Origin of the sequence: Paenarthrobacter sp. CCNWLY172 (genome assembly GCF_037402035.1) — a bacterium.
In the GTDB taxonomy this organism is placed as follows: Bacteria; Actinomycetota; Actinomycetes; order Actinomycetales; family Micrococcaceae; genus Arthrobacter.
In genome coordinates, this window is record NZ_JBBEGB010000015.1 from 1 (window position 1) to 18,876 (window position 18,876).

At 62.7% G+C, this 18,876-nt stretch carries 20 protein-coding genes; 3 read left to right on the forward strand and 17 right to left on the reverse strand.

What is annotated here, in order from left to right; genetic code table 11:
* Positions 1 to 118: 118 nt before the first annotated feature.
* The 8 genes from WBN73_RS18750 to WBN73_RS18785 all read right to left on the reverse strand — a co-directional run bounded on the left by WBN73_RS18750 (position 119) and on the right by WBN73_RS18785 (position 6,321).
* On the reverse strand, positions 119 to 1,423 hold the full coding sequence (locus tag WBN73_RS18750) for an MFS transporter (RefSeq protein ID WP_337341014.1): 1,305 nt from the start codon (positions 1,421 to 1,423) through the stop codon (positions 119 to 121).
* A gap of 49 nt (positions 1,424 to 1,472) precedes the next feature.
* Positions 1,473 to 2,393 (reverse strand): SseB family protein, encoded by a 921-nt coding sequence (locus WBN73_RS18755; RefSeq protein ID WP_280627663.1) that lies wholly within the window; start codon positions 2,391 to 2,393, stop codon positions 1,473 to 1,475.
* Complete coding sequence (gene priA / locus WBN73_RS18760) at positions 2,393 to 3,136, reverse strand: bifunctional 1-(5-phosphoribosyl)-5-((5-phosphoribosylamino)methylideneamino)imidazole-4-carboxamide isomerase/phosphoribosylanthranilate isomerase PriA (RefSeq protein ID WP_207597040.1); 744 nt, start codon at positions 3,134 to 3,136, stop codon at positions 2,393 to 2,395. Before priA ends, WBN73_RS18755 begins: the two co-directional genes overlap by 1 nt.
* 47 nt (positions 3,137 to 3,183) lie before the next feature.
* Positions 3,184 to 3,342, reverse strand: a complete 159-nt coding sequence (locus WBN73_RS18765) for a hypothetical protein (RefSeq protein WP_198318392.1) — start codon at positions 3,340 to 3,342, stop codon at positions 3,184 to 3,186.
* The gene (gene hisH, locus WBN73_RS18770) at positions 3,343 to 4,095 is read right to left on the reverse strand and encodes an imidazole glycerol phosphate synthase subunit HisH (RefSeq protein WP_280627661.1); all 753 of its coding nucleotides are present in this window, start codon (positions 4,093 to 4,095) and stop codon (positions 3,343 to 3,345) included.
* Positions 4,092 to 4,718, reverse strand: a complete 627-nt coding sequence (hisB, locus tag WBN73_RS18775) for an imidazoleglycerol-phosphate dehydratase HisB (RefSeq protein ID WP_089594411.1) — start codon at positions 4,716 to 4,718, stop codon at positions 4,092 to 4,094. Before hisB ends, hisH begins: the two co-directional genes overlap by 4 nt.
* A 46-nt stretch (positions 4,719 to 4,764) precedes the next feature.
* Entirely contained in the window at positions 4,765 to 5,883 is a 1,119-nt protein-coding gene (locus tag WBN73_RS18780; RefSeq protein ID WP_337341015.1) for a histidinol-phosphate transaminase, read from the reverse strand.
* A 78-nt stretch (positions 5,884 to 5,961) separates the two neighbouring features.
* On the reverse strand, positions 5,962 to 6,321 hold the full coding sequence (locus WBN73_RS18785; RefSeq protein WP_207597037.1) for a LysM peptidoglycan-binding domain-containing protein: 360 nt from the start codon (positions 6,319 to 6,321) through the stop codon (positions 5,962 to 5,964).
* 345 nt (positions 6,322 to 6,666) lie between these two features.
* Here WBN73_RS18785 and lexA point away from each other — a divergent pair, with 345 nt between their 5' ends.
* Positions 6,667 to 7,410, forward strand: a complete 744-nt coding sequence (gene lexA / locus WBN73_RS18790) for a transcriptional repressor LexA (RefSeq protein WP_089594409.1) — start codon at positions 6,667 to 6,669, stop codon at positions 7,408 to 7,410.
* On the opposite strand, the gene WBN73_RS18795 is transcribed toward lexA, so the two are convergent.
* Entirely contained in the window at positions 7,407 to 9,467 is a 2,061-nt protein-coding gene (locus tag WBN73_RS18795; RefSeq protein WP_207597523.1) for an ATP-dependent DNA helicase, read from the reverse strand. The genes lexA and WBN73_RS18795 overlap by 4 nt on opposite strands.
* Positions 9,460 to 11,022: a GTPase HflX gene (hflX, locus tag WBN73_RS18800; protein ID WP_207597035.1), complete on the reverse strand. Its 1,563-nt coding sequence runs from the start codon at positions 11,020 to 11,022 to the stop codon at positions 9,460 to 9,462. Before hflX ends, WBN73_RS18795 begins: the two co-directional genes overlap by 8 nt.
* Before the next feature lie 519 nt (positions 11,023 to 11,541).
* Here hflX and WBN73_RS18805 point away from each other — a divergent pair.
* The gene (locus tag WBN73_RS18805) at positions 11,542 to 12,156 is read left to right on the forward strand and encodes a class I SAM-dependent methyltransferase (RefSeq protein ID WP_280627659.1); all 615 of its coding nucleotides are present in this window, start codon (positions 11,542 to 11,544) and stop codon (positions 12,154 to 12,156) included.
* On the opposite strand, the gene dapF is transcribed toward WBN73_RS18805, so the two are convergent.
* The 6 genes from dapF to WBN73_RS18835 all read right to left on the reverse strand — a co-directional run bounded on the left by dapF (position 12,137) and on the right by WBN73_RS18835 (position 17,662).
* Positions 12,137 to 13,105: a diaminopimelate epimerase gene (dapF, locus tag WBN73_RS18810; RefSeq protein ID WP_207597033.1), complete on the reverse strand. Its 969-nt coding sequence runs from the start codon at positions 13,103 to 13,105 to the stop codon at positions 12,137 to 12,139. The genes WBN73_RS18805 and dapF overlap by 20 nt on opposite strands.
* A 37-nt stretch (positions 13,106 to 13,142) precedes the next feature.
* Positions 13,143 to 14,069, reverse strand: a complete 927-nt coding sequence (miaA, locus tag WBN73_RS18815) for a tRNA (adenosine(37)-N6)-dimethylallyltransferase MiaA (protein ID WP_337341016.1) — start codon at positions 14,067 to 14,069, stop codon at positions 13,143 to 13,145.
* 18 nt (positions 14,070 to 14,087) lie between these two features.
* Positions 14,088 to 15,617, reverse strand: a complete 1,530-nt coding sequence (gene miaB / locus WBN73_RS18820) for a tRNA (N6-isopentenyl adenosine(37)-C2)-methylthiotransferase MiaB (RefSeq protein ID WP_280627656.1) — start codon at positions 15,615 to 15,617, stop codon at positions 14,088 to 14,090.
* On the reverse strand, positions 15,617 to 16,159 hold the full coding sequence (locus tag WBN73_RS18825) for a regulatory protein RecX (protein ID WP_207597030.1): 543 nt from the start codon (positions 16,157 to 16,159) through the stop codon (positions 15,617 to 15,619). The genes miaB and WBN73_RS18825 overlap by 1 nt, the downstream gene beginning before the upstream one ends.
* The gene (gene recA, locus WBN73_RS18830) at positions 16,149 to 17,189 is read right to left on the reverse strand and encodes a recombinase RecA (RefSeq protein WP_089594401.1); all 1,041 of its coding nucleotides are present in this window, start codon (positions 17,187 to 17,189) and stop codon (positions 16,149 to 16,151) included. Before recA ends, WBN73_RS18825 begins: the two co-directional genes overlap by 11 nt.
* Before the next feature lie 248 nt (positions 17,190 to 17,437).
* The gene (locus WBN73_RS18835; RefSeq protein WP_207597029.1) at positions 17,438 to 17,662 is read right to left on the reverse strand and encodes a DUF3046 domain-containing protein; all 225 of its coding nucleotides are present in this window, start codon (positions 17,660 to 17,662) and stop codon (positions 17,438 to 17,440) included.
* 41 nt (positions 17,663 to 17,703) lie between these two features.
* Between WBN73_RS18835 and WBN73_RS18840 the strand changes: the two genes are divergently transcribed.
* Entirely contained in the window at positions 17,704 to 18,255 is a 552-nt protein-coding gene (locus WBN73_RS18840) for a MarR family winged helix-turn-helix transcriptional regulator (protein WP_207597028.1), read from the forward strand.
* A 90-nt stretch (positions 18,256 to 18,345) separates the two neighbouring features.
* On the opposite strand, the gene WBN73_RS18845 is transcribed toward WBN73_RS18840, so the two are convergent.
* On the reverse strand, positions 18,346 to 18,780 hold the full coding sequence (locus WBN73_RS18845) for a helix-turn-helix domain-containing protein (RefSeq protein WP_024820363.1): 435 nt from the start codon (positions 18,778 to 18,780) through the stop codon (positions 18,346 to 18,348).
* Positions 18,781 to 18,876: the final 96 nt, after the last annotated feature.

The window sequence follows — 18,876 nt, forward strand, 5'->3', positions numbered from 1 at the left end:
GTACCTTCTTTAAAGACGACACGGTCGTTGCAACTCCCAAAAATTCTGGGTGTTGCAACGACCGCTAGAACCGGCCCATGTGGTCGACCCGCCGTCGTGCTTTCTTCCGCTTGGCGTGTCAGACGCGGGCAGCGCGTCGACGCAGGGAAGTCAGGACCAAGCCTGCAATACAGAGCACGACGCCTGCCGAACCGATGGCCGCGAATCCAGCTGAAGGACCCACGGCGTCGATGAAAACGCCGGCCAAAGGGGCGCCCAGCGCAACGCCGGCCGTCAGGGCAGAGCCGTACCAGCCCATTGCTTCGCCGCGGCGTTCCTCTTCCACGAGGTCGGCGACCTTCTCCGACGACGCGGACAGGACGGGTGCGCATAACAGGCCCGGCAGGAGTGACAGGAAAGCCAAGGTCCAGGTGTCCTGGGCAAATCCCATGGGGATGGTCAGGGCGGCCATGCCCAGCAGCAGCAACATGGGCGAAATGGAGCGCTTCATGGAGCCGTAGATCAATCCGCCGACCACGGATGAGGCGCACCAGAAGAAGAACACGATGCCAATTTCATTCTCGTGCCCGCCACGTTCCAGCAACCCGACGATGCTCACATCCGAGCCGCTGAGCACCATACCTGAACCGGCCGCCACCGTGAAGAGGGCAGCCACGGATGCGGTGAACCACGTGAAATTCCTGGCCACACGGCTTCGGAGGGCTGCACTGCGCGACGTTGAGGACGCCATTTCCGATGCCGCTTCCTGGACATGGGCCGGCGCCGAGGCCACCATGGCCGCTTCAGCGGCAGCAAGATCCGCTGCGGCCCGGTCCGCGGACTCCTCCGGCGTGCAGGCCGCCTCGCTTCGTGTTGGCGGGTTGAACCACATGAGGAAGAGTCCAGCCACGGAGACCGAGATACCTACCGCAGTCAGACCTATCGCCGAGTGGCCGCTTGTGGCAACAATGGCGCCAACGGCCGGACCTATCATGAAGACGAGTTCAGTAGCGATGGAATCGAGGGCGAACGCAGACCGGCGCTGTTCCCCCTCCACCATGACGCCCAGTGACTGACGTACAACACTGAAGATCGGCAAGGTGAAGAGCCCGCCGACAAAGACCAACGGCAGAAGCCACTCATAAGATACGTGCGGGACGATCGACCAGATCACAGTCTCGGAGACCACCGAGGGGATCAGGGCCTTCCTCAGGCCCACCATATCCACCCTGCGGCCCCGCCACGGCGCGCCCAAGGCGATGCCAATGGTCATCACGGCCGCTGCTGCACCCGCGGCTGCGTAGCCCTGGCCCAAGGTCAGGACGATATGCAGGGTGAGGAGAACGCCGGCAGCAGAATGTGGAATACGGGCGATCATGCCCACCACCAGCAAGCGCCGGACAGGGCGGATGGACAGCATCTCCTTGTAGAGAGCGAAATTCACTGGCTAAATCCTCTTGTTCCCCCGGGGCAGACCGGGGAACCGGCTGCCGTTAGTGCAGCCCAGGCTCCTGCGCCGCACGCTGCAATTTCACTTCAATGGAGTCAACGCCTTCAGCGAAGGAATCCATCCGTGCCCACGCCTCATTGAGTTGCGCCACCAGAGTTTGCACGGCCACCGCGTCGAGGCCATCTTCAAGGAAGAGCACCACCCGCAACTCCGGACCCGAGCCACCGCCGGACACCGTCCGCCCGTCAGCCGTCAACGACGCAACGCCTGCGCCGGGCTGCGTCTCCAGCCGGCGCACGGTCCGGAAACCTGACACGGTTGAAGCGAGAGCAGACTCCAGTTGATCATCAAGGTATGACGGCGTCCAGTCCCGCTGTTGGGCGAGGGCCCACATGGCCGGGCGTCGGACCACGAACGTGAAGTCCGACCCTGGATCCAACACCAGCAACTGCGCACCCTCGGAGACCGCGGAAAGAGCCGCGCGGGCCGCGTAAACCGCCACGGGACGGGCTTCCCCATGCCAAGCCTCCAGCGCAGCCGCCGAAGTAAAGACAGGCATGGCTTTGCGACCATCAGGCGCCTTAAGTGTGACCAATGCCATATCCGCCTGCTTGTCAGCATGCAGCCCATCAACACCAACGGCTTCCTCTGCCAACTGCGCAACAACGGGAACAAACACCCGTGCAGTAGCCAGCGAGGCAACAACATCGGCCTCGGTTCCGGTGCCGTTGATCAACGCGGAAATTGCGGTGACGTAGCCGGCGTCGGCCGTTCCGTCGTCGTCCTCAAAGTTATGGATCCTGGCGTCGTCCCCACTAAGGCTCCTGCCTGCCCACGGTTGCCCGGCAGAGTCAGTCGCTCCCCCGGCCCCGGCCAGGGCGGCGGCAATGTGGCCCGGCAGGTGCCGGCTGCCTGCACCAAGGTGGCCTTGGTGACCATGCGGGTGTTGGGCGTCGTGGGGCATCAGCGACGACCGGCAACGTCCAGGGCTTCGGGCAGCGTGAAGGCACCGGCATAGAGGGCCTTGCCCACAATGGCACCCTCTACGCCCAGAGGCACGAGCTCACGCAGGACGCGGAGGTCCTCAAGGCTGGAAATGCCTCCCGAGGCGACAACAGGCTTTCCGGTCTTCTCCACCATCTGCCGCAGCAGTTCCACGTTGGGCCCCTGCAAGGTTCCGTCCTTGGTGACGTCCGTGACGACGTAGCGCGCACAGCCGGCATCCTCAAGACGGGCCAGGACTTCCCAAAGGTCGCCACCCTCCTTGGTCCAGCCCCGGCCGGCAAGGGTGGTACCCCGGACGTCAAGTCCGACGGCGATCTTGTCACCGAAGCGGTCAATGGCCCTGCGGGTCCACTCGGGGTTCTCGAGCGCTGCCGTGCCAAGATTCACCCGCGCGACACCCAGCCCCAAGGCGCGCTCCAACGATTCGTCATCGCGCAAGCCACCGGACAGCTCTACCTTGACGTCCAGCTGCTTCACTACCTCACTGATGAGGTCCGCGTTGTTGCCGCGACCGAAGGCGGCGTCGAGGTCCACCATATGAACCCATTCGGCACCGGCATTCTGCCAGTTCAGGGCTGCTTCCAGAGGCGTTCCGTAGCTGGTCTCCGAGCCGGCCTCTCCTTGGAGGAGGCGGACTGCCTGGCCGTCAACGATGTCGACGGCGGGCAGGAGTTCCAGAACAGGCTGGGCAGAGGTGGTCATGTGGGTCCTTGGAGTTCGAGGTTTGACGCGGGTTCTTGGTGACCGGCTCAGTTACCGGGCAGCGTCAGGAGGTAGGCGGCCAGCAGGGACAACCCTGCCAGCACGTAAAAAGAGATGGAAACCCAGCGGGGCTTCTTCTGCTGATGGAAGGAAATACCGCCGCCCACCAGCACGCCGGCAAGGCCCATGAGGACAACAGACCACATCTAGGCGGCACCGCTTCCGGAGGTTTCCGCTGCTGGAGCACGGGTCTTTTTCAGGCCGTCCACCCAGTTCCGCAACAGGCGCGCCCCGGCGTCCCCCGACTTTTCCGGGTGGAACTGGGTAGCGCAGAGCGGCCCATTTTCCACGGCGGCAATGAACCGTGCGCCATGCTCGGACCACGTCACCTGCGGCGGGGCCATGCGGGGCTGCACAACGTCGAAGTTCCATTCCTGCACACCGTACGAGTGCACAAAATAGAAACGCTCCTGCTCGACGCCGGCAAAAAGCTTGGATCCTTCCGGGACATCCACGGTGTTCCACCCCATGTGCGGGACGACGGGAGCAGGCAGGAGCTCCACCTTGCCAGGCCACTCGGCCATGCCCTCGGACTCGGTGCCGTGTTCCACACCGGCTTCAAACAGAACCTGCAGACCAACACAGATGGCCAGCACAGGCCGGCCGCCGGCGACCCGGCGTCCGATCATCCGGATGCCATCCACGGCCTTGAGTTCCTTCATGACGGTCTCGAAAGCACCGACCCCCGGAACCACCAGGCCATCGGCGTTAAGCACGTCTTCAGGCTTGGAGCTCAGCACTACATGGGCGCCGGCACGCTCCAGTGCCCTCACAGCCGAACGTACGTTGCCCGAACCGTAGTCGAGCACCGTGACGGTGGGCTTGCCTTCCGGGGACTCGGGCTTGACCGAAGCGATGGTGTCGGCGACTGCCCCGTCCTTCAGGACCTGACCGCTCACAATGCCCCCTTGGTGGAGGGGATGCCCTCGACCCTGGGATCGGATTCCACTGCAGCACGGAGTGCCCGGGCAAAGGCTTTGAACTGGGCTTCCACGATGTGGTGGGGATCGCGGCCGGCGAGAACGTTCATGTGCAGGCAAATCCCGGCGTGCAGGGTAATGGCCTCGAAAACGTGGCGGGTCAATGAACCAGTGAAGTGGCCACCAATCAAGTGGTACTCCTGGCCGGCCGGCTCTCCGCCGTGAACGAGGTACGGGCGGCCGGAAACGTCCACCACAGCGTGGGCAAGGGCCTCATCCAGAGGAACAGTGGCTTCGCCGAAGCGGCGGATGCCCGCCTTGTTGCCCAAAGCGGTCCGCAGCACCTCGCCAAAGGTGATGGCAACATCTTCAACGGTGTGGTGGGCGTCGATGTGGGTATCGCCGGTGGCCTTCACGGTCATGTCAATCAACGAGTGCTTGCACAGCGCCGTCAGCATGTGGTCGTAGAACGGAACCGAGGTGCTGATGTCCGAGACACCTGATCCGTCCAGGTTGATCTCCACCAGGACGGAGGATTCGCTGGTGGTGCGCTCCATGCGCGCGGTGCGGGCAGCGGACGGCGTGGCGCCGGTTTCGCTCATTGGGACGTCCTTATACACGAAGAGTGGGTTGGGTCTATGGACAAGTTTAGGCGGGCTGTGACGCCCCGCCGTCCAGCAGCGCTTCCAGCGCCTCGAGGAAGGCCGTGGTTTCCGGTTCGGTTCCAGCAGTGACCCTGAGGTGGCCGGGAATCCCGACATCGCGGATCAGCACGCCGGCGTCAAGCAGGCCCTGCCAGATCGTGTGAGGATCCTTGAGTCCGCCGAAGAAGACATAGTTGGAGTCCGACTCCGCAGGTTTCAAGCCCATGCGCAGGAGCTCGGTCACAATCCGGTCGCGCTGGACTTTAATGTCCTCAACGTCGGCCATGAGGGCCTCCCGGTGGTTGAGCGCAGCCAGGGCTGTTGCCTGGGTAACAGCCGACAGGTGGTACGGAAGCCGGACCAGCCGGATGGCATCCGTGACCTCGGGAGCAGCAGCCATATAGCCCAGTCGGGCACCGGCAAGGGCAAAGGCCTTGCTCATGGTGCGGGAAACGATCAGACGCTCGCGTCCCGGCAACAAGGTCAGGGCGCTCGGGGTATTGTCGTGTGCGAACTCGTGGTAAGCCTCGTCCACGATCACTATTGCCTGGCTGGCTTCGCCTGCCTCATAAACAGCCTCAACGACATCCAGCCCCAGACCTGTTCCCGTGGGATTGTTGGGTGAACACAGGAACACGATGTTGGCACCTGTCTCCCGGACCTGTGCAGCGGCGGAGGCAGCATCGAGGCCGTAGTCGTCAGCCCTGACTCCGCGGACGTATTCGGTATCCGTGCCGCTGGCCAGCAACGGGTACATGGAATAAGTGGGCGGGAATCCCAGTGCTTTCCGGCCGGGTCCGCCAAATGCTTGGAGGATCTGCTGCAGAACCTCATTGGAGCCATTGGCTGCCCAGATGTTGTCCGGGGAAAGATTGTGACCAAGGTAGTCGGCCAGCGACTGGCGAAGTTCCGTGAACTCCCGGTCCGGGTAGCGGTTGAGCCCCGTGGCCGCAGCAGCAACAGCTTCTGTGATGGCTGCCTGCACATCAGCCGGGACGCCATGGGTGTTTTCGTTGACGTTGAGCAAAATGGGGACGTCAAGCTGCGGAGCACCGTAAGGGCTCAGTCCACGCAGGTTGGTCCGGAGGGGTAGTCGGTTAAGTCGCTCAAGCTGGTCACTCACCACCACAGTTTAAGGGGCCGCCGGGACTGCCGACTAACTGTGACGCCGGGTGGCCGGCTCATGCGGGCATGCAACGTACTAATTTGCGGGCACGAACAGTTGCTGACCCGGCTGGATACGGCCGCCCCGGAGGTCATTGAGCTGGATGATCTCCGCAATCACGTCGCGGGGATCCCGCTCAGGAGCAGCGGCTCCGGCGATGCCCCACAGCGATTGTCCCGGCTGAACCGTAACAGTGACAGCGACGGGCGGTTGGAGTTGCGCCTGGGAATCCGAAGCCTTGGCCGGTGACGTGATAAATCCAGCCAGGCTCAGCAGCGCAGCCACCAGCAGCATTGCCGGGATGCCGAAGAAGACCATCCGTCCCCGTCGTGTCAGGCGCAGACGCGCAGGCGCCTGGGTGGTGCGGAAATCAGCGAACGTAGTGATTGCGGACATGAGCTGAGCCCTTCTGAGCTATTGCCGTGCGCCGGGTCCCGGTACATGGCTGCCAATTCTGTGTGTTCCCCTGCCCAACTCCGTCAGTTCGAACACTTCGTTCGAACAGCCGGCGTCAGCATCAGGTTTATAGAACACATATTCGAACCTTGCTATGACATTTTTAGCACTTATCAACGAACGGTGTCGAGACTCGCTAGAACAAATGTTTGATAAACGCCTGTGGCTGCCCTACGTTTGAGTGAAGAAACAGCACTGTTTCAGTGGAACAGGAGGGTCTGACATTTTTTGCAGACCCGACGACCCCGGGCTCACTCCGGGCGGAATGGAAAGGCATTGGCGAACATGGCAGCGAAAGCCACCGGCGGCGGGGCACCCCTGCGGAGCCAGCAGCCTCAAAAGAGTCCCAAGAGCCTGACTGTCCGTCAGAAGAAGATCCTGGAAACCATCCAGCGGTCCGTCAATGACAACGGTTATCCGCCCAGCATGCGCGAAATTGGAGACACCGTGGGCCTGGCAAGCCTGTCGAGCGTGACGCACCAACTCTCCCAGCTGGAGAAGCTTGGATATCTCCGCCGCGATCCCAAACGTCCCCGGGCCATGGAAGTCCTCATGCCGTTGACCCTCGATGGCGGACCCATTCCGGGAGTGGAAGCACCCACTACCCTCCGCAGCACGGGTGGCTTTGCCGTCACAGAGCTTGCCAGCGCCAGCGATACTGCCATGGTCCCGCTGGTTGGTCGGATCGCTGCCGGCGGCCCCATCCTTGCTGACCAGACCGTGGAGGACGTGCTTGCCCTGCCCCGGCAACTCGTAGGGCACGGCGAACTCTTCATGCTGAAGGTGGCCGGCGACTCAATGATCGATGCCGCGATCTGCGACGGCGACTGGGTAGTTGTCCGCCGGCAGAACGACGCCATCAACGGAGACATCGTGGCAGCACTGCTGGACGACGAAGCAACCGTGAAAACCTTCCGCCAGCGCGATGGGCACACCTGGCTTCTTCCGCAGAACACCCAGTACGAACCCATCCTCGGCGACCAGGCCACCATCATGGGCAAGGTCGTGTCGGTCCTGCGTTCCCTCTAGGAGGCTTTGGCCGGGCCCAGACGCTCCAGGACGCCCCGAACCACGGTTCTGTCCGTCGTCGCCCAGAACGGCGGCAGGGCTGCCCTGAGGAAGCCCCCATAGCGCTCTGTTGAGAGCCGGGAGTCCAGGACCGCCACAACCCCTTTGTCGCCGGTGGAACGGATGAGCCGGCCTGCCCCCTGGGCCAGACGAATGGCGGCGTGGGTCGCTGACACGGCCATGAATCCGTTTCCACCCGACTGTGCCACAGCACGAGAGCGGGCAGTCATCAACGGGTCATCCGGACGCGGGAACGGGATTCGGTCTATGACCACAAGGCGGCACGAACCACCGGGGACATCCACACCCTGCCACAGCGACATCGTGCCGAAGAGGCAGGTATCGGGCTCGTCGGCGAACTGCTTCACCAATGCGGCCATGGTGGATTCACCCTGACATAGAATACTGACGTCGAGGCGAAGCCTCATGGCATCGGCGGCTTCCTCAGCCGCCCGCCGCGACGAGAAAAGACACAGCGCTCCCCCACCGGAAGCGCGGATGAGGTCTTCCAACTCATCCAGGGCCTCGGGCGAAGTTCCACGGCCAGGCTTGGGCAAGTGCTTGGCCACGTAAAGCACACCCTGCTTGGGGTAATCGAAGGGCGAGCCAACATCGATCCCGGTCCAGCTTGGCGCTCCATCGCCAATCAGTCCAAGGCCACCTGCAGCCGGTTCGAAAGCCGAGCCGATGGCCAGGGTAGCTGAAGTCAGCACCACTGTGTGACCGGCAAAGAGACCTTCACGCAGGCGTCCCGCCACACTCAGGGGCGCAATGTTGATCAGGGCCGGAGCGGTCTCGTCGGGTTGCGAGTATCCCTGCTGGGGATCGAACGTACTGTTGCGGGAAAACCACACCACTTCCCGGTTCTCCTTGGCCGCGAGCATCCGCTCGCACAGCTCCAGAATGAGCATGAGCCGTGAACGCGCCAGCTGCCTGCCGCCGTCGACCGCGTTGGAAGAATCCGTCTTCGAATCCGACAATGCTGCGCGTGTGGCTTCCCTCAGTTGGTCCAAACAGTCGAGCTGTTCGTCATTGAGCCCACTGGGCAGAAGACCATTGGGCACGCCCGCTATGGCCATATCCAAACGATCGGCGGCCGCGTTGAGGGCATCCACCGTGATGGCCGTGTGCTTGCGCGCGCTCGACGCCGCCGCATGGACCATGGCCACGGACAACTGGCCTGACACCGCGCCCGTCACCCGGTCCTGCAGTTCATGGGCCTCATCCACTACCACGACGTCGTATTCGGGCAGCACAGCCAGCCCTTCGAAGGCGCTGACGGCCAGCATGGCATGGTTGGTGACAACGACGTCGGCTTCGCCTGCGCGGGACCGGGCCAACTCACTGAAGCACTCCTCGGCGAGGGGACACTTCTGCGCGCCGAGGCACTCCATGGACGTCACGGAGACTTGCCGCCAAGCCCGGTCCGTGACGCCGGGCATGAGTTCGTCACGGTCGCCGGTAGTGGTCTTTTCGGCCCATTCGCGAAGCCGGACCACTTCCTTGCCCAGCTGTGATTGCGGTCCCCCCATGGACGCCGCAAAGTGCGGGACACTGGTGTCCTCGCCCAGGGAGAACAGCTGACCCTCGGACGGTTCCTCACTGGGGAACCCGCCTTCGAGTTTTTGCCGGCAGACGTAGTTGGCCCTGCCCTTGACGAGCGCCACGTTGACGGGGCGTTCAAGGGCCGGGTTGATGGTCTCCAACAGCCGGGGAAGGTCGCGGCCAACAATCTGTGTTTGGAGTGCCAAGGTGGCGGTGGACACCAAAGTCGGTTTGTCGCTGTCCATCGAATGCGCGATCAACGGAATCAGATACGCCAAGGACTTACCCGTTCCGGTTCCAGCCTGGACCAGCAGGTGCTCCCCGGTCTCGATGGCCCTGGTGACATGCTTGGCCATCTCGTGCTGCCCGGTACGGCTTTGACCGCCCATGCCGGCAACAGCCCGGTCCAACAACTCGAGGGTGGTCTTCTCCCCCAACGACTCGACGGCGTCCGCCGCCACCTTCTCAACCATTGGTGACGAACGGCTCCAGTTCGGCTGCCAGTCCTTCGCGGACCATGACAACAACACGGGTCCCGTTTTCCTCGTGCTCGAGGGTGAGGATTTCCGAGTCGGAGCTGTGGAGCTTGCTGATCATTTCGCCGCGGTCGTAGGGAATGAGGAGCTCCAGGCGCACCCCCGGGCGGGGAATGGACCGGCTGATGTCTTCCAGCAGTTCGGCGATGCCTTGGCCAGTGCGTGTAGAAACAACCGCATGACGCGGTTCCTTCTGCTTCAGGCGCTCAACGACGAAGGGATCCGCGACATCAACCTTGTTCAGGACGATGATCTCTGGCACCTTGCGGGCATCCACCTCTGTGAAGACCTCCCGGACAGCAGCAATCTGGCCTTCGGGATCAGGATGCGAGGCGTCCACTACGTGCAGGATCAGGTCTGCGTCCGCCACTTCTTCCAAGGTGGAACGGAAGGCTTCAATCAGCTGGGTCGGCAACGAACGGACAAACCCCACAGTGTCCGCCAAGGTGTAGCCGATGCCATCCGGCGTTTGGGCTTTACGGACGGTGGGATCCAAGGTGGCGAACAGGGCGTTCTCCACCAGCACACCAGCGTCAGTGAGGCGGTTCAGGAGCGATGACTTGCCGGCGTTCGTGTATCCGGCGATTGCGACGGAAGGAACGGCATTACGACGGCGGTTGGCGCGCTTGGTCTCGCGCGCCGGCTTCATCGCGGCGATCTCACGGCGAAGCTTGGCCATGCGGGTGCGGATGCGACGACGGTCCAGTTCGATCTTGGTTTCACCAGGACCACGCGAACCCATGCCGGCACCAGCCCCACCCACCTGGCCACCGGCCTGGCGTGACATGGAGTCGCCCCAACCACGGAGGCGCGGGAGCAGGTACTCGAGCTGCGCAAGCTCAACCTGGGCTTTGCCTTCACGGCTCTTGGCGTGCTGGGCGAAGATGTCCAGGATCAGCGTGGTGCGGTCTACTACCTTGACCTTGACAATGTCCTCAAGGCCACGGCGTTGGGAAGGAGCCAACTCGGTATCCACCACTACGGTGTCCGCACCGGTGGCGGCAACGATGTCCTTGAGTTCCTGGGCCTTGCCCGACCCCAGGAAGGTCCCTGGGTCCGGCTTCGTTCGCCGCTGCACCAAACCGTCAAGGACTTCCGAACCGGCAGTCTCTGCCAGGGCAGCGAGCTCGCGGAGTGAATTTTCAGCGTCGGCCAGTGTCCCCTCGGTCCAGAGGCCGGCCAGGACAACGCGCTCAAGGCGCAGCTGCCGGTATTCAACCTCGGTGACGTCTTCGAGTTCCGTGGACAAGCCAGCCGTACGGCGCAGTGCACGACGCTCGGCCAGGTCTTCCTGGTCGCCGTCGTAGATGCTGTGTTCCTGGTCAAGTGTGGAAATGGCCTGTGCCTTGCCGAACACACCACCGGCATCGTCGTTATCGGATGCTTGCGCAGGTACGTCCTTGGAAAGAATCCGGTCGATGACGGCCTGGATTTGTTCAGGACTCATGTCCTGGGCGTCGGAATCGGATCCGGAGTGCTTCTGGGTGGTCATGGTCTCCTTAGACTGTTCGGCTATTCCAGAATAGTGCTGTTTGCTGTTCAATGGGGCGCTATTCGCGCTGGGCTGACGGGCATGGGCCAAAGAGGGCCTCCTGTGCTGAACGGCCGCCCGTGGAGTGGGCGGCGGTTGCTGTGATCTGGCGTGGTGGGATCCGCGTGGAGGTTCCTGGCTATCTGGAGATTGCACTGCCGGCTTACCTGGACCGCACAGGATGCTGACGGTTCAGAGAGCTGGGCTGGAGGGTGTGATCTTCAAGACATCCGTGACGGGGAACGCGGGTCAACGGATGTGCCGGTGGGACCTGCCTGGCGGAAAGTCCGGGGCTTGGCAGAACTGCCAGGGACCGGGCTGCATCGCGGGCGGTGCCGTGTGACGCCTGAGTGCTCAGGCGGGTGGCGGCTTTTTACTCGAAGATCAAGAACATGCGTTTCACACTATCATCCAATGTCAAGCCAGCTCTTCGGGCGGGCAGTTTCCCATGGCGCCGATAGCCAACTAATCTGGCAAATTATGGAGTCTGCACACTATTTCACCGCCCAACCGGCCGGACCATTCACCCGAAAGCCACTCACGGTGGAACTCGCTGGAGCCACACGCCACTTGCAGACCTCCTCCGGCATCTTCAGTCCCGACGGAGTGGACAAGGGCACTGCCATACTCTTCTCCGAAGTTCCGCCGCCTTCACCCCAGGGAAACTTGTTGGACATCGGCTGCGGCTGGGGTCCTATTGCCTTGACGCTGGGGCTGATGGCCCCCCACGCCAAGGTGCACGCCGTGGACGTCAATGAGCGGTGTGTCACGTTGACCAATGAGAACGCGGCTGCCCTGGGTCTGGACAACGTGACGGCGAGCCTGCCGCACGAGGTAGACCCCGCCGTCGAGTTCGACACCATCTGGTCCAACCCGCCTATCCGCATCGGCAAGGACGAGCTGCACACCCTGCTGCTGACGTGGCTGCCGCGCCTGGCCCCGGGAGGAAACGCCTGGTTGGTGGTTCAAAAGAACCTTGGCTCGGACTCCCTCCAGCGGTGGCTCGCCGGCGAGCTGGACAAGAGCTACACGGTGGGCCGGGAGAGCACGTCCAAGTCCTTCAGGATCATCCGGGTCAGGAAAGCGTCCCAGTAGCCACGATCACGGCCGGGCCGCTGAGCTCTACATGTTCGCGGCCACCTGCACCGGGGAAGAACTTAACACCAACGACGCCGCCCGGCACCTTAACGTGCCAATCGTTCGGCGCGGTGTTGCCGGCCCAATGCCGAATGGCGACGGCGGCCGCGCAGGCTCCTGTGCCGCATGATTGGGTCTCCCCCACTCCGCGCTCATGGACACGCATGGTGATGGTGCCGACGCCGTCTTCAACCAACGGTTCGGCCGGAACAACGAATTCAACGTTGGTCCCGTTGACAGGCTTGGGATCGACCACCGGGGCCTTGAACAATTGCGTGGCCGACAGCTCCTTGAGTTCGGCCAAAGCAACCACAGTGTGGGGGTTGCCCATGCTGACTGAGAGGCCCGGACGGGCTACTTCCAGGCCGTCTGCGCTGACCAATGCGTCCATTGCCTTGGTGGTGGCTTCCTTGGGGAAGATGAACTCCCATGGGCCCATGTCCACGGCATACCCGTTGGCCGTACGGACCACTTTCTTGACCCCGCCACGGGTGCCGATGGTCAGGGTTTCGCCCGGGCCAAGATCCACCAGTTTTTCCGCAATCAAGAAGTGCACGAAGACGCGGACGCCGTTACCGCACATCTCCGAGAGGGAACCATCGCCGTTGCGGTAATCCATGAACCATTCGGCGTCCGGGTCCTGCTCCAGAAGGTCCCGACCCTCCGGAAGGAACCGCGACGGGACAGCGCGGATAAGGCCGTCTCCACCAATGCCTACGTGGCGGTCGCATAATTGGGCAACCTGCTCCGGGGTGATCTCGTGGGCATCGCCGGGGTCGGCAATCAGGACGAAGTCGTTGCCCGTTCCATGGCCCTTGGAAAACGTCAGCCCAGCAAGGCTTGAGGCGGTCACGGTAGCACCGGCAGCTGTGGACTGCTGGGCGGGAACTGCAGGGGTTTCATCCATGCCACTAGGCTACCTTCCACGCTGGTTTGGCCAGAAATCAGGCCGGCCGGCTCGAAGCGGTGGCGACGGCCTTGGCCACGAGGTCGGTATCCTGCCAGTCAAGCCAGGTGATCCGGGGGTCAGCCCTGAACCAGGTGAGCTGACGCCTGGCGAACTGCCTGGTAGCCACGATGGTTTCCTCTGAAGCGGCAGCAACATCGGCTTGACGGTCCAGGACCCTCAGGAACTGCGCGTACCCCAAGGCACGGGACGCGGTCTTGCCCTCCCTAAGCCCCGCACCATCAAGCCGTTCAACCTCCTCAAGCAGACCAGCCTCCACCATCCGATGGACCCTCAGGGCCAACCGTTCCCTCAGCACCTCACGGTCCACTGACAGCCCGATCTGCACTGCCGGCTGAAAGTACTCGCGTTGCGGCATGAACGAACTGAAAGGCCGCCCGGTGAGCTGGTGCACTTCAAGGGCCCGGATCACCCGCCGCGCGTCACCTACACGGGCTGCCGACACGGGATCGACGTCCTCAAGGCGGGTTTGCAGCGGCGCGAGGCCGTGCGCGTCATACTCTTCTTCCAGGGCCTTACGGATGACTGGGTCGGTGCCGGGGAACTCCAGGACGTCCAGCGCGGCGCGGACGTACAGACCGGATCCCCCCACCAGGATAGGGCGTTTTCCCCGTGAACGGATTTCCCCAATGGCTCTACGGCAGTCCGCCTGGAAGTCCGCAACACTTGCCTCCTGGGTGACATCCATGGTGTCCAGCAAGTGATGGGGAACGCCCTTGCGCTCTTCCACGCTGATCTTGGCTGTTCCGATGTCCATCCCGCGATAGAACTGCAGGGCATCCGCGTTGATGACCTCACCGTTCAGGGCGAGGGCAAGGTTGACACCCAGGTCCGACTTGCCGGAACCAGTGGGGCCAACCACTGCAATGACGGGCAAGGAAGCGTCCTTGGTGTAGGTAGGCACAGGGTTCCTGGTCCGACGTCAGGCGCGGCGAGCCGGCAAGGACGGCATGCCCAGGGACACCCCGGCCTTGGTCGAGCCCGAACCCGGAGCAGGGACGCCGCAGGACTCAGCTTGGGAACGATCCCAGGCATCGCCGGCACGGGACCGGCGCAGCACATAGTCGCCAGCGGTGGCCGGATCCGCCACAAGGTGGAAAGCAGCAGCCTCCGTGATGGTGACCGTCACAAAGTCACCGGGACGGGGAGTATCTGCGCCGGACGGCACGGAGAAGTGCACCAGGCGCTGATCCTTGGACCGACCGGATAAGCGGTGGGTTTCCTCGGCTTTACGCCCTGACTGGGCCGTCACCAGCACTTCAACCGTCCTGCCCAGCTGTTTGGCGTTCTCCTCAGCGGCAATGCGGTCCTGGAGGGCTGTCAGCCTTTCGAAACGCTCCTGCACCACCGCTTTCGGAAGCTGGTCAGGCAACTCGGCGGCCGGCGTGCCGGGCCGTTTGGAGTATTGGAAGGTGAAGGCTGAGGCGAAACGGGACTTCTCCACGACATCCAGGGTCGCCTGGAAATCCTCTTCAGTTTCGCCTGGGAACCCGACAATAATGTCCGTGGTGATGGCTGCGTTGGGAATCCGATCGCGAACCTTGTCCAAAATTCCGAGGAACCGGCTGGATCGGTAGGAACGCCGCATGTCTTTGAGGATTTTGTCTGAGCCGGACTGCAAGGGCATGTGCAATTGCGGCATGATGTTGGGCGTCTCAGCCATGGCCTCGATGACGTCATCGGTAAAGGCTGCGGGGTGCGGGCTGGTGAAGCGGACGCGCTCCAAGCCCTCGATTTCACCGCACGCCCGAAGGAGTTTGGAGAAAGCCTGACGATCCCCGAACTCCACGCCGTACGAGTTGACGTTCTGGCCGAGGAGAGTCACTTCAACAGCGCCATCATCCACGAGGGCTTGGATCTCGGCGAGGATTTCTCCGGGGCGTCGGTCCTTTTCCTTGCCGCGGAGCGAAGGCACAATGCAGAACGTGCAGGTGTTGTTGCAGCCCACGGAGATGGAAACCCACCCCGCATAAACAGAATCCCGTTTAGTGGGAAGAGTTGACGGGAAGACATCCAAAGACTCGAGGATCTCAAGTTGTGCTTCATTGTTGTGCCGGGCACGGTCCAGCAGCGCCGGCAGGGCGCCAACATTATGGGTACCAAACACGGCGTCAACCCACGGCGCCTTCTTGACGATGGTTTCGCGGTCCTTCTGGGCCAGGCAGCCACCTACAGCTATCTGCATGCCGGGGTTCGCTGCCTTGACCTGCCGGAGTTGGCCGAGATTGCCGTAGAGCTTGTTGTCCGCATTCTCCCGAACAGCGCAGGTGTTGAAGACCACCACGTCAGCCAGTTCACCGTCCGCAGGCACGTAACCTGCGTCCTCCAGGAGTCCCGCCATGCGCTCTGAATCATGGACGTTCATCTGGCAGCCGAACGTGCGGACCTGATAGGTCCTGGGCTCAGCCGGAGGAGTGGCGGGAACTGTTGGGGAAGGAATGGTCAAACTCACTACTCAAGGGTACCGGCTTCTGCCAGCACCTCGCCGACGATCCTGAAGGCCATGGAGGGGGCGTAGCCCTTCCGTGCCAGCATCGACGCCAGACGCCGGGTGTACTTGTCCCGTTCCGCGCGATCAGCCAGATCGACGCCGGGACGCAGCTTGCGTTGAACAAGCTCACGGGCAGCCAACTCTTCATCCTGATCACTGAGCTGTGACAGGGCATCTTCGGCTGCGTCCAGCTCAATGCCCTTCTCCGTCAGTTCGCGACGAAGTGCGCCTTTGGCGAGCTTCTTGCTCTGCGAACGGCTGCGGACCCACATTCTCGCGAACTCAGCATCATCAATCAGCTGAACCTCTTCAAACCGGTCCAGGACGGCCTCGGCCACATCCTCGGGCACGTTGCGTTCCGCGAGCTTGCGGGACAGCTGGAGCCGGCTCCGCGGCGCCATCGTCAGCTGCCTCAGGACGATGGCACGCGCCACGGACTCGGGATCAGGCTCGGGATCGGCGGATACGGACGACTCCGGATCCGGCCCTCTCCTAACCGTCAACGGCCTTCAGCTTTGGGGAGTCTTCCTCCGGCTTGACGCCAACGCCAAGCTTTTCCTTGATCAGGCGCTCCAGCTCCTGGGCGAGCTCAGGGTTATCCCGGAGGAAACGCCGCGAGTTCTCCATGCCTTGGCCCAGCTGATCGCCATCATAGGTGAACCACGAGCCCGATTTCTTGATGATGCCGTGCTCGACACCCATATCAATGATGCCGCCCTCACGGGAGATGCCCTGGCCGTAAATAATGTCGAACTCAGCAATCTTGAAGGGCGGTGCCATCTTGTTCTTGACGATCTTGGCCTTGGTGCGGTTACCTACGGAGTCCGCACCTTCCTTCAAGGTCTGGATACGACGGACATCGATGCGCACCGAAGCGTAGAACTTCAGGGCCTTACCACCGGTGGTGGTTTCCGGGGAACCGAAGAAGACGCCGATCTTCTCACGCAGCTGGTTGATGAAGATGGCTGTGGTCTTGGTCTGGCTGAGCCTGCCGGTGATCTTACGCAGGGCCTGGCTCATCAGGCGGGCCTGCAGACCCACGTGGGAGTCGCCCATTTCGCCTTCGATTTCAGCACGGGGTACCAGCGCGGCCACGGAGTCGATGACGACGATGTCCAGGGAGCCGGAACCCACCAACATGTCCATGATCTCCAAAGCCTGCTCCCCGGTATCCGGCTGCGAGACCAAGAGTGCATCCGTATCCACTCCGAGCTTTGCCGCGTAGTCCGGGTCGAGAGCGTGCTCAGCGTCGATGAACGCCGCAATGCCGCCGGCGCGCTGGGCGCTGGCAACCGCATGCAGCGCAACGGTTGTCTTACCCGAGGATTCCGGTCCGTAGATTTCCACTACACGGCCACGGGGCAGCCCGCCAATGCCAAGGGCGATGTCCAAGGCAATGGAGCCGGTAGGGATGACCTCGATGGGAGCCCGGGTGTCATCACCCAGGCGCATGATGGATCCTTTGCCGAACTGCTTGTCGATCTGGGCAAGCGCTGCTTCAAGCGCCTTTTCACGATCCGGGGTTGCCGCCATGGTTCACACCTCTGATGCTTTCTCGCTGTGGAGTGGCCCTAAGAGCCGCTTTCCTGTCATGTCAGACGCTATTACGACGTGCTGACATTTTTATGAGCCGAATCCGGCTATGTGGACAACCGAGCAATCCGGATGCTCGGAAATGCGGCCTTCGGGATCAATTTTCCTCTCACAGGAGCATATCCCCATCCGAACAGATATTCGAACAATGGACCGGCGTGTCTGCTGTCGAGGCAGCGGCGCGGACCTCAGCTGGAGGCCGGTTTAATGTCCCGCCCCAGCCTGCGTTCGGCCGGAACATCCTGGACTTCGCATACAGCCAACCACACCTCGCGGGGATGGTATCCGGAGGCCAGTGCCTCAACGGCAGTCCGCCCGCCCACGCCTGCGAGTACCAAGGAGCCGGCGAGGACACGGGAATAGCCTGCCCCGAACTCATCGTCCATCAATCGCCAAAAGTCACTTGCCCTCACGGATAGAGTCTCTCACGGAGCCGGACTCTAGAATGGTTGCCATGAGCAATCCTCTCCAGAGCACGCCCGGTCAGGCCGTGCCAGGCGACGCCGTAGACGACGCCCTCCAGCAGGTGGAACACCAGCTGAGCCTGCTCTGGCGCCGTGCCCGGTCAATCTCCCATCAGTTGTCGCGCCAGGTCCACCCGGACATGGAACCGGCCGCCTACGGGCTGCTGACCGTCATCCGGAGGGAAGGTCCGATCAGGCTGACCGACCTCGCCACGTGCATAGGCGTTGGCAAGCCCTCCGTGAGCCGGCAGATCGCCTTCCTGGAGAGCATTGGCCTGGTCTACAAGGAAGCGGACCCGCAGGACGGAAGGGCACAATCCATACGCCTGACGGACAAGGGCGAGGACAAGATGCACCAGGTCCAGGATGCCCGGCGGCAGGTATTCCGCGAACGCCTGGGCGAATGGCCGCTTGAAGACGTCCAGACCCTGGCCGACTACATGGGCCGGCTCAATGCGATCTACGGCGACGGCGTCCTCAAGGACGTGACCCTGCGGGAACCGGACAGTGCTGCCGACCCCACCAAGCCAGCCGACGCCTGATCCGCCAGGCGCCTCAGGCCATACCAACGAAGACCAAAAGAAGGTCCCCAGCCGATGGCTGGGGACCTTCTCCCACTTCTGGTGGAACGGTTACCGGGCTCCGGAGAGCATTCCCTGCGGGAAGTCGTCCGTGAGGTCCAGATCGCGACCGTAACGCTGGGAGAATTCCTGCGGAACGGTGTCCGGCACGGCCACACCCTCAGCAACGGCCACACGGTCGCTGACTTCGCGGAGCATGTGGGACAACGGAACATCCAGGGCTGTGCAAATGGAGGACAGGAGCTCGGAAGAAGCCTCCTTCTGGCCGCGTTCAACTTCACTCAAGTAACCAAGTGAGACGCGGGCGCTGTGCGAAACCTCGCGGAGGGTACGGCCCTGACGCTGGCGGACATCGCGCAGTACATCACCGATCTCGTGGCGTAGTACAACCATTTTGCGCTCCTTCTGTTCGCTCTGTGTCTGATCAGCCAAGCCCACATCCTTCCAGCGGACAACGCCGTTTACGGATACGGGCTGCTTTACCATCTGTATCGCCTTGCTCCCTCAGTCATCCGGTTCGCTGGTGGGCGGACCGGGTTGGTTTCTACATCCTAGGCGCCCCGGCTCTTCCGAAGCGACTCA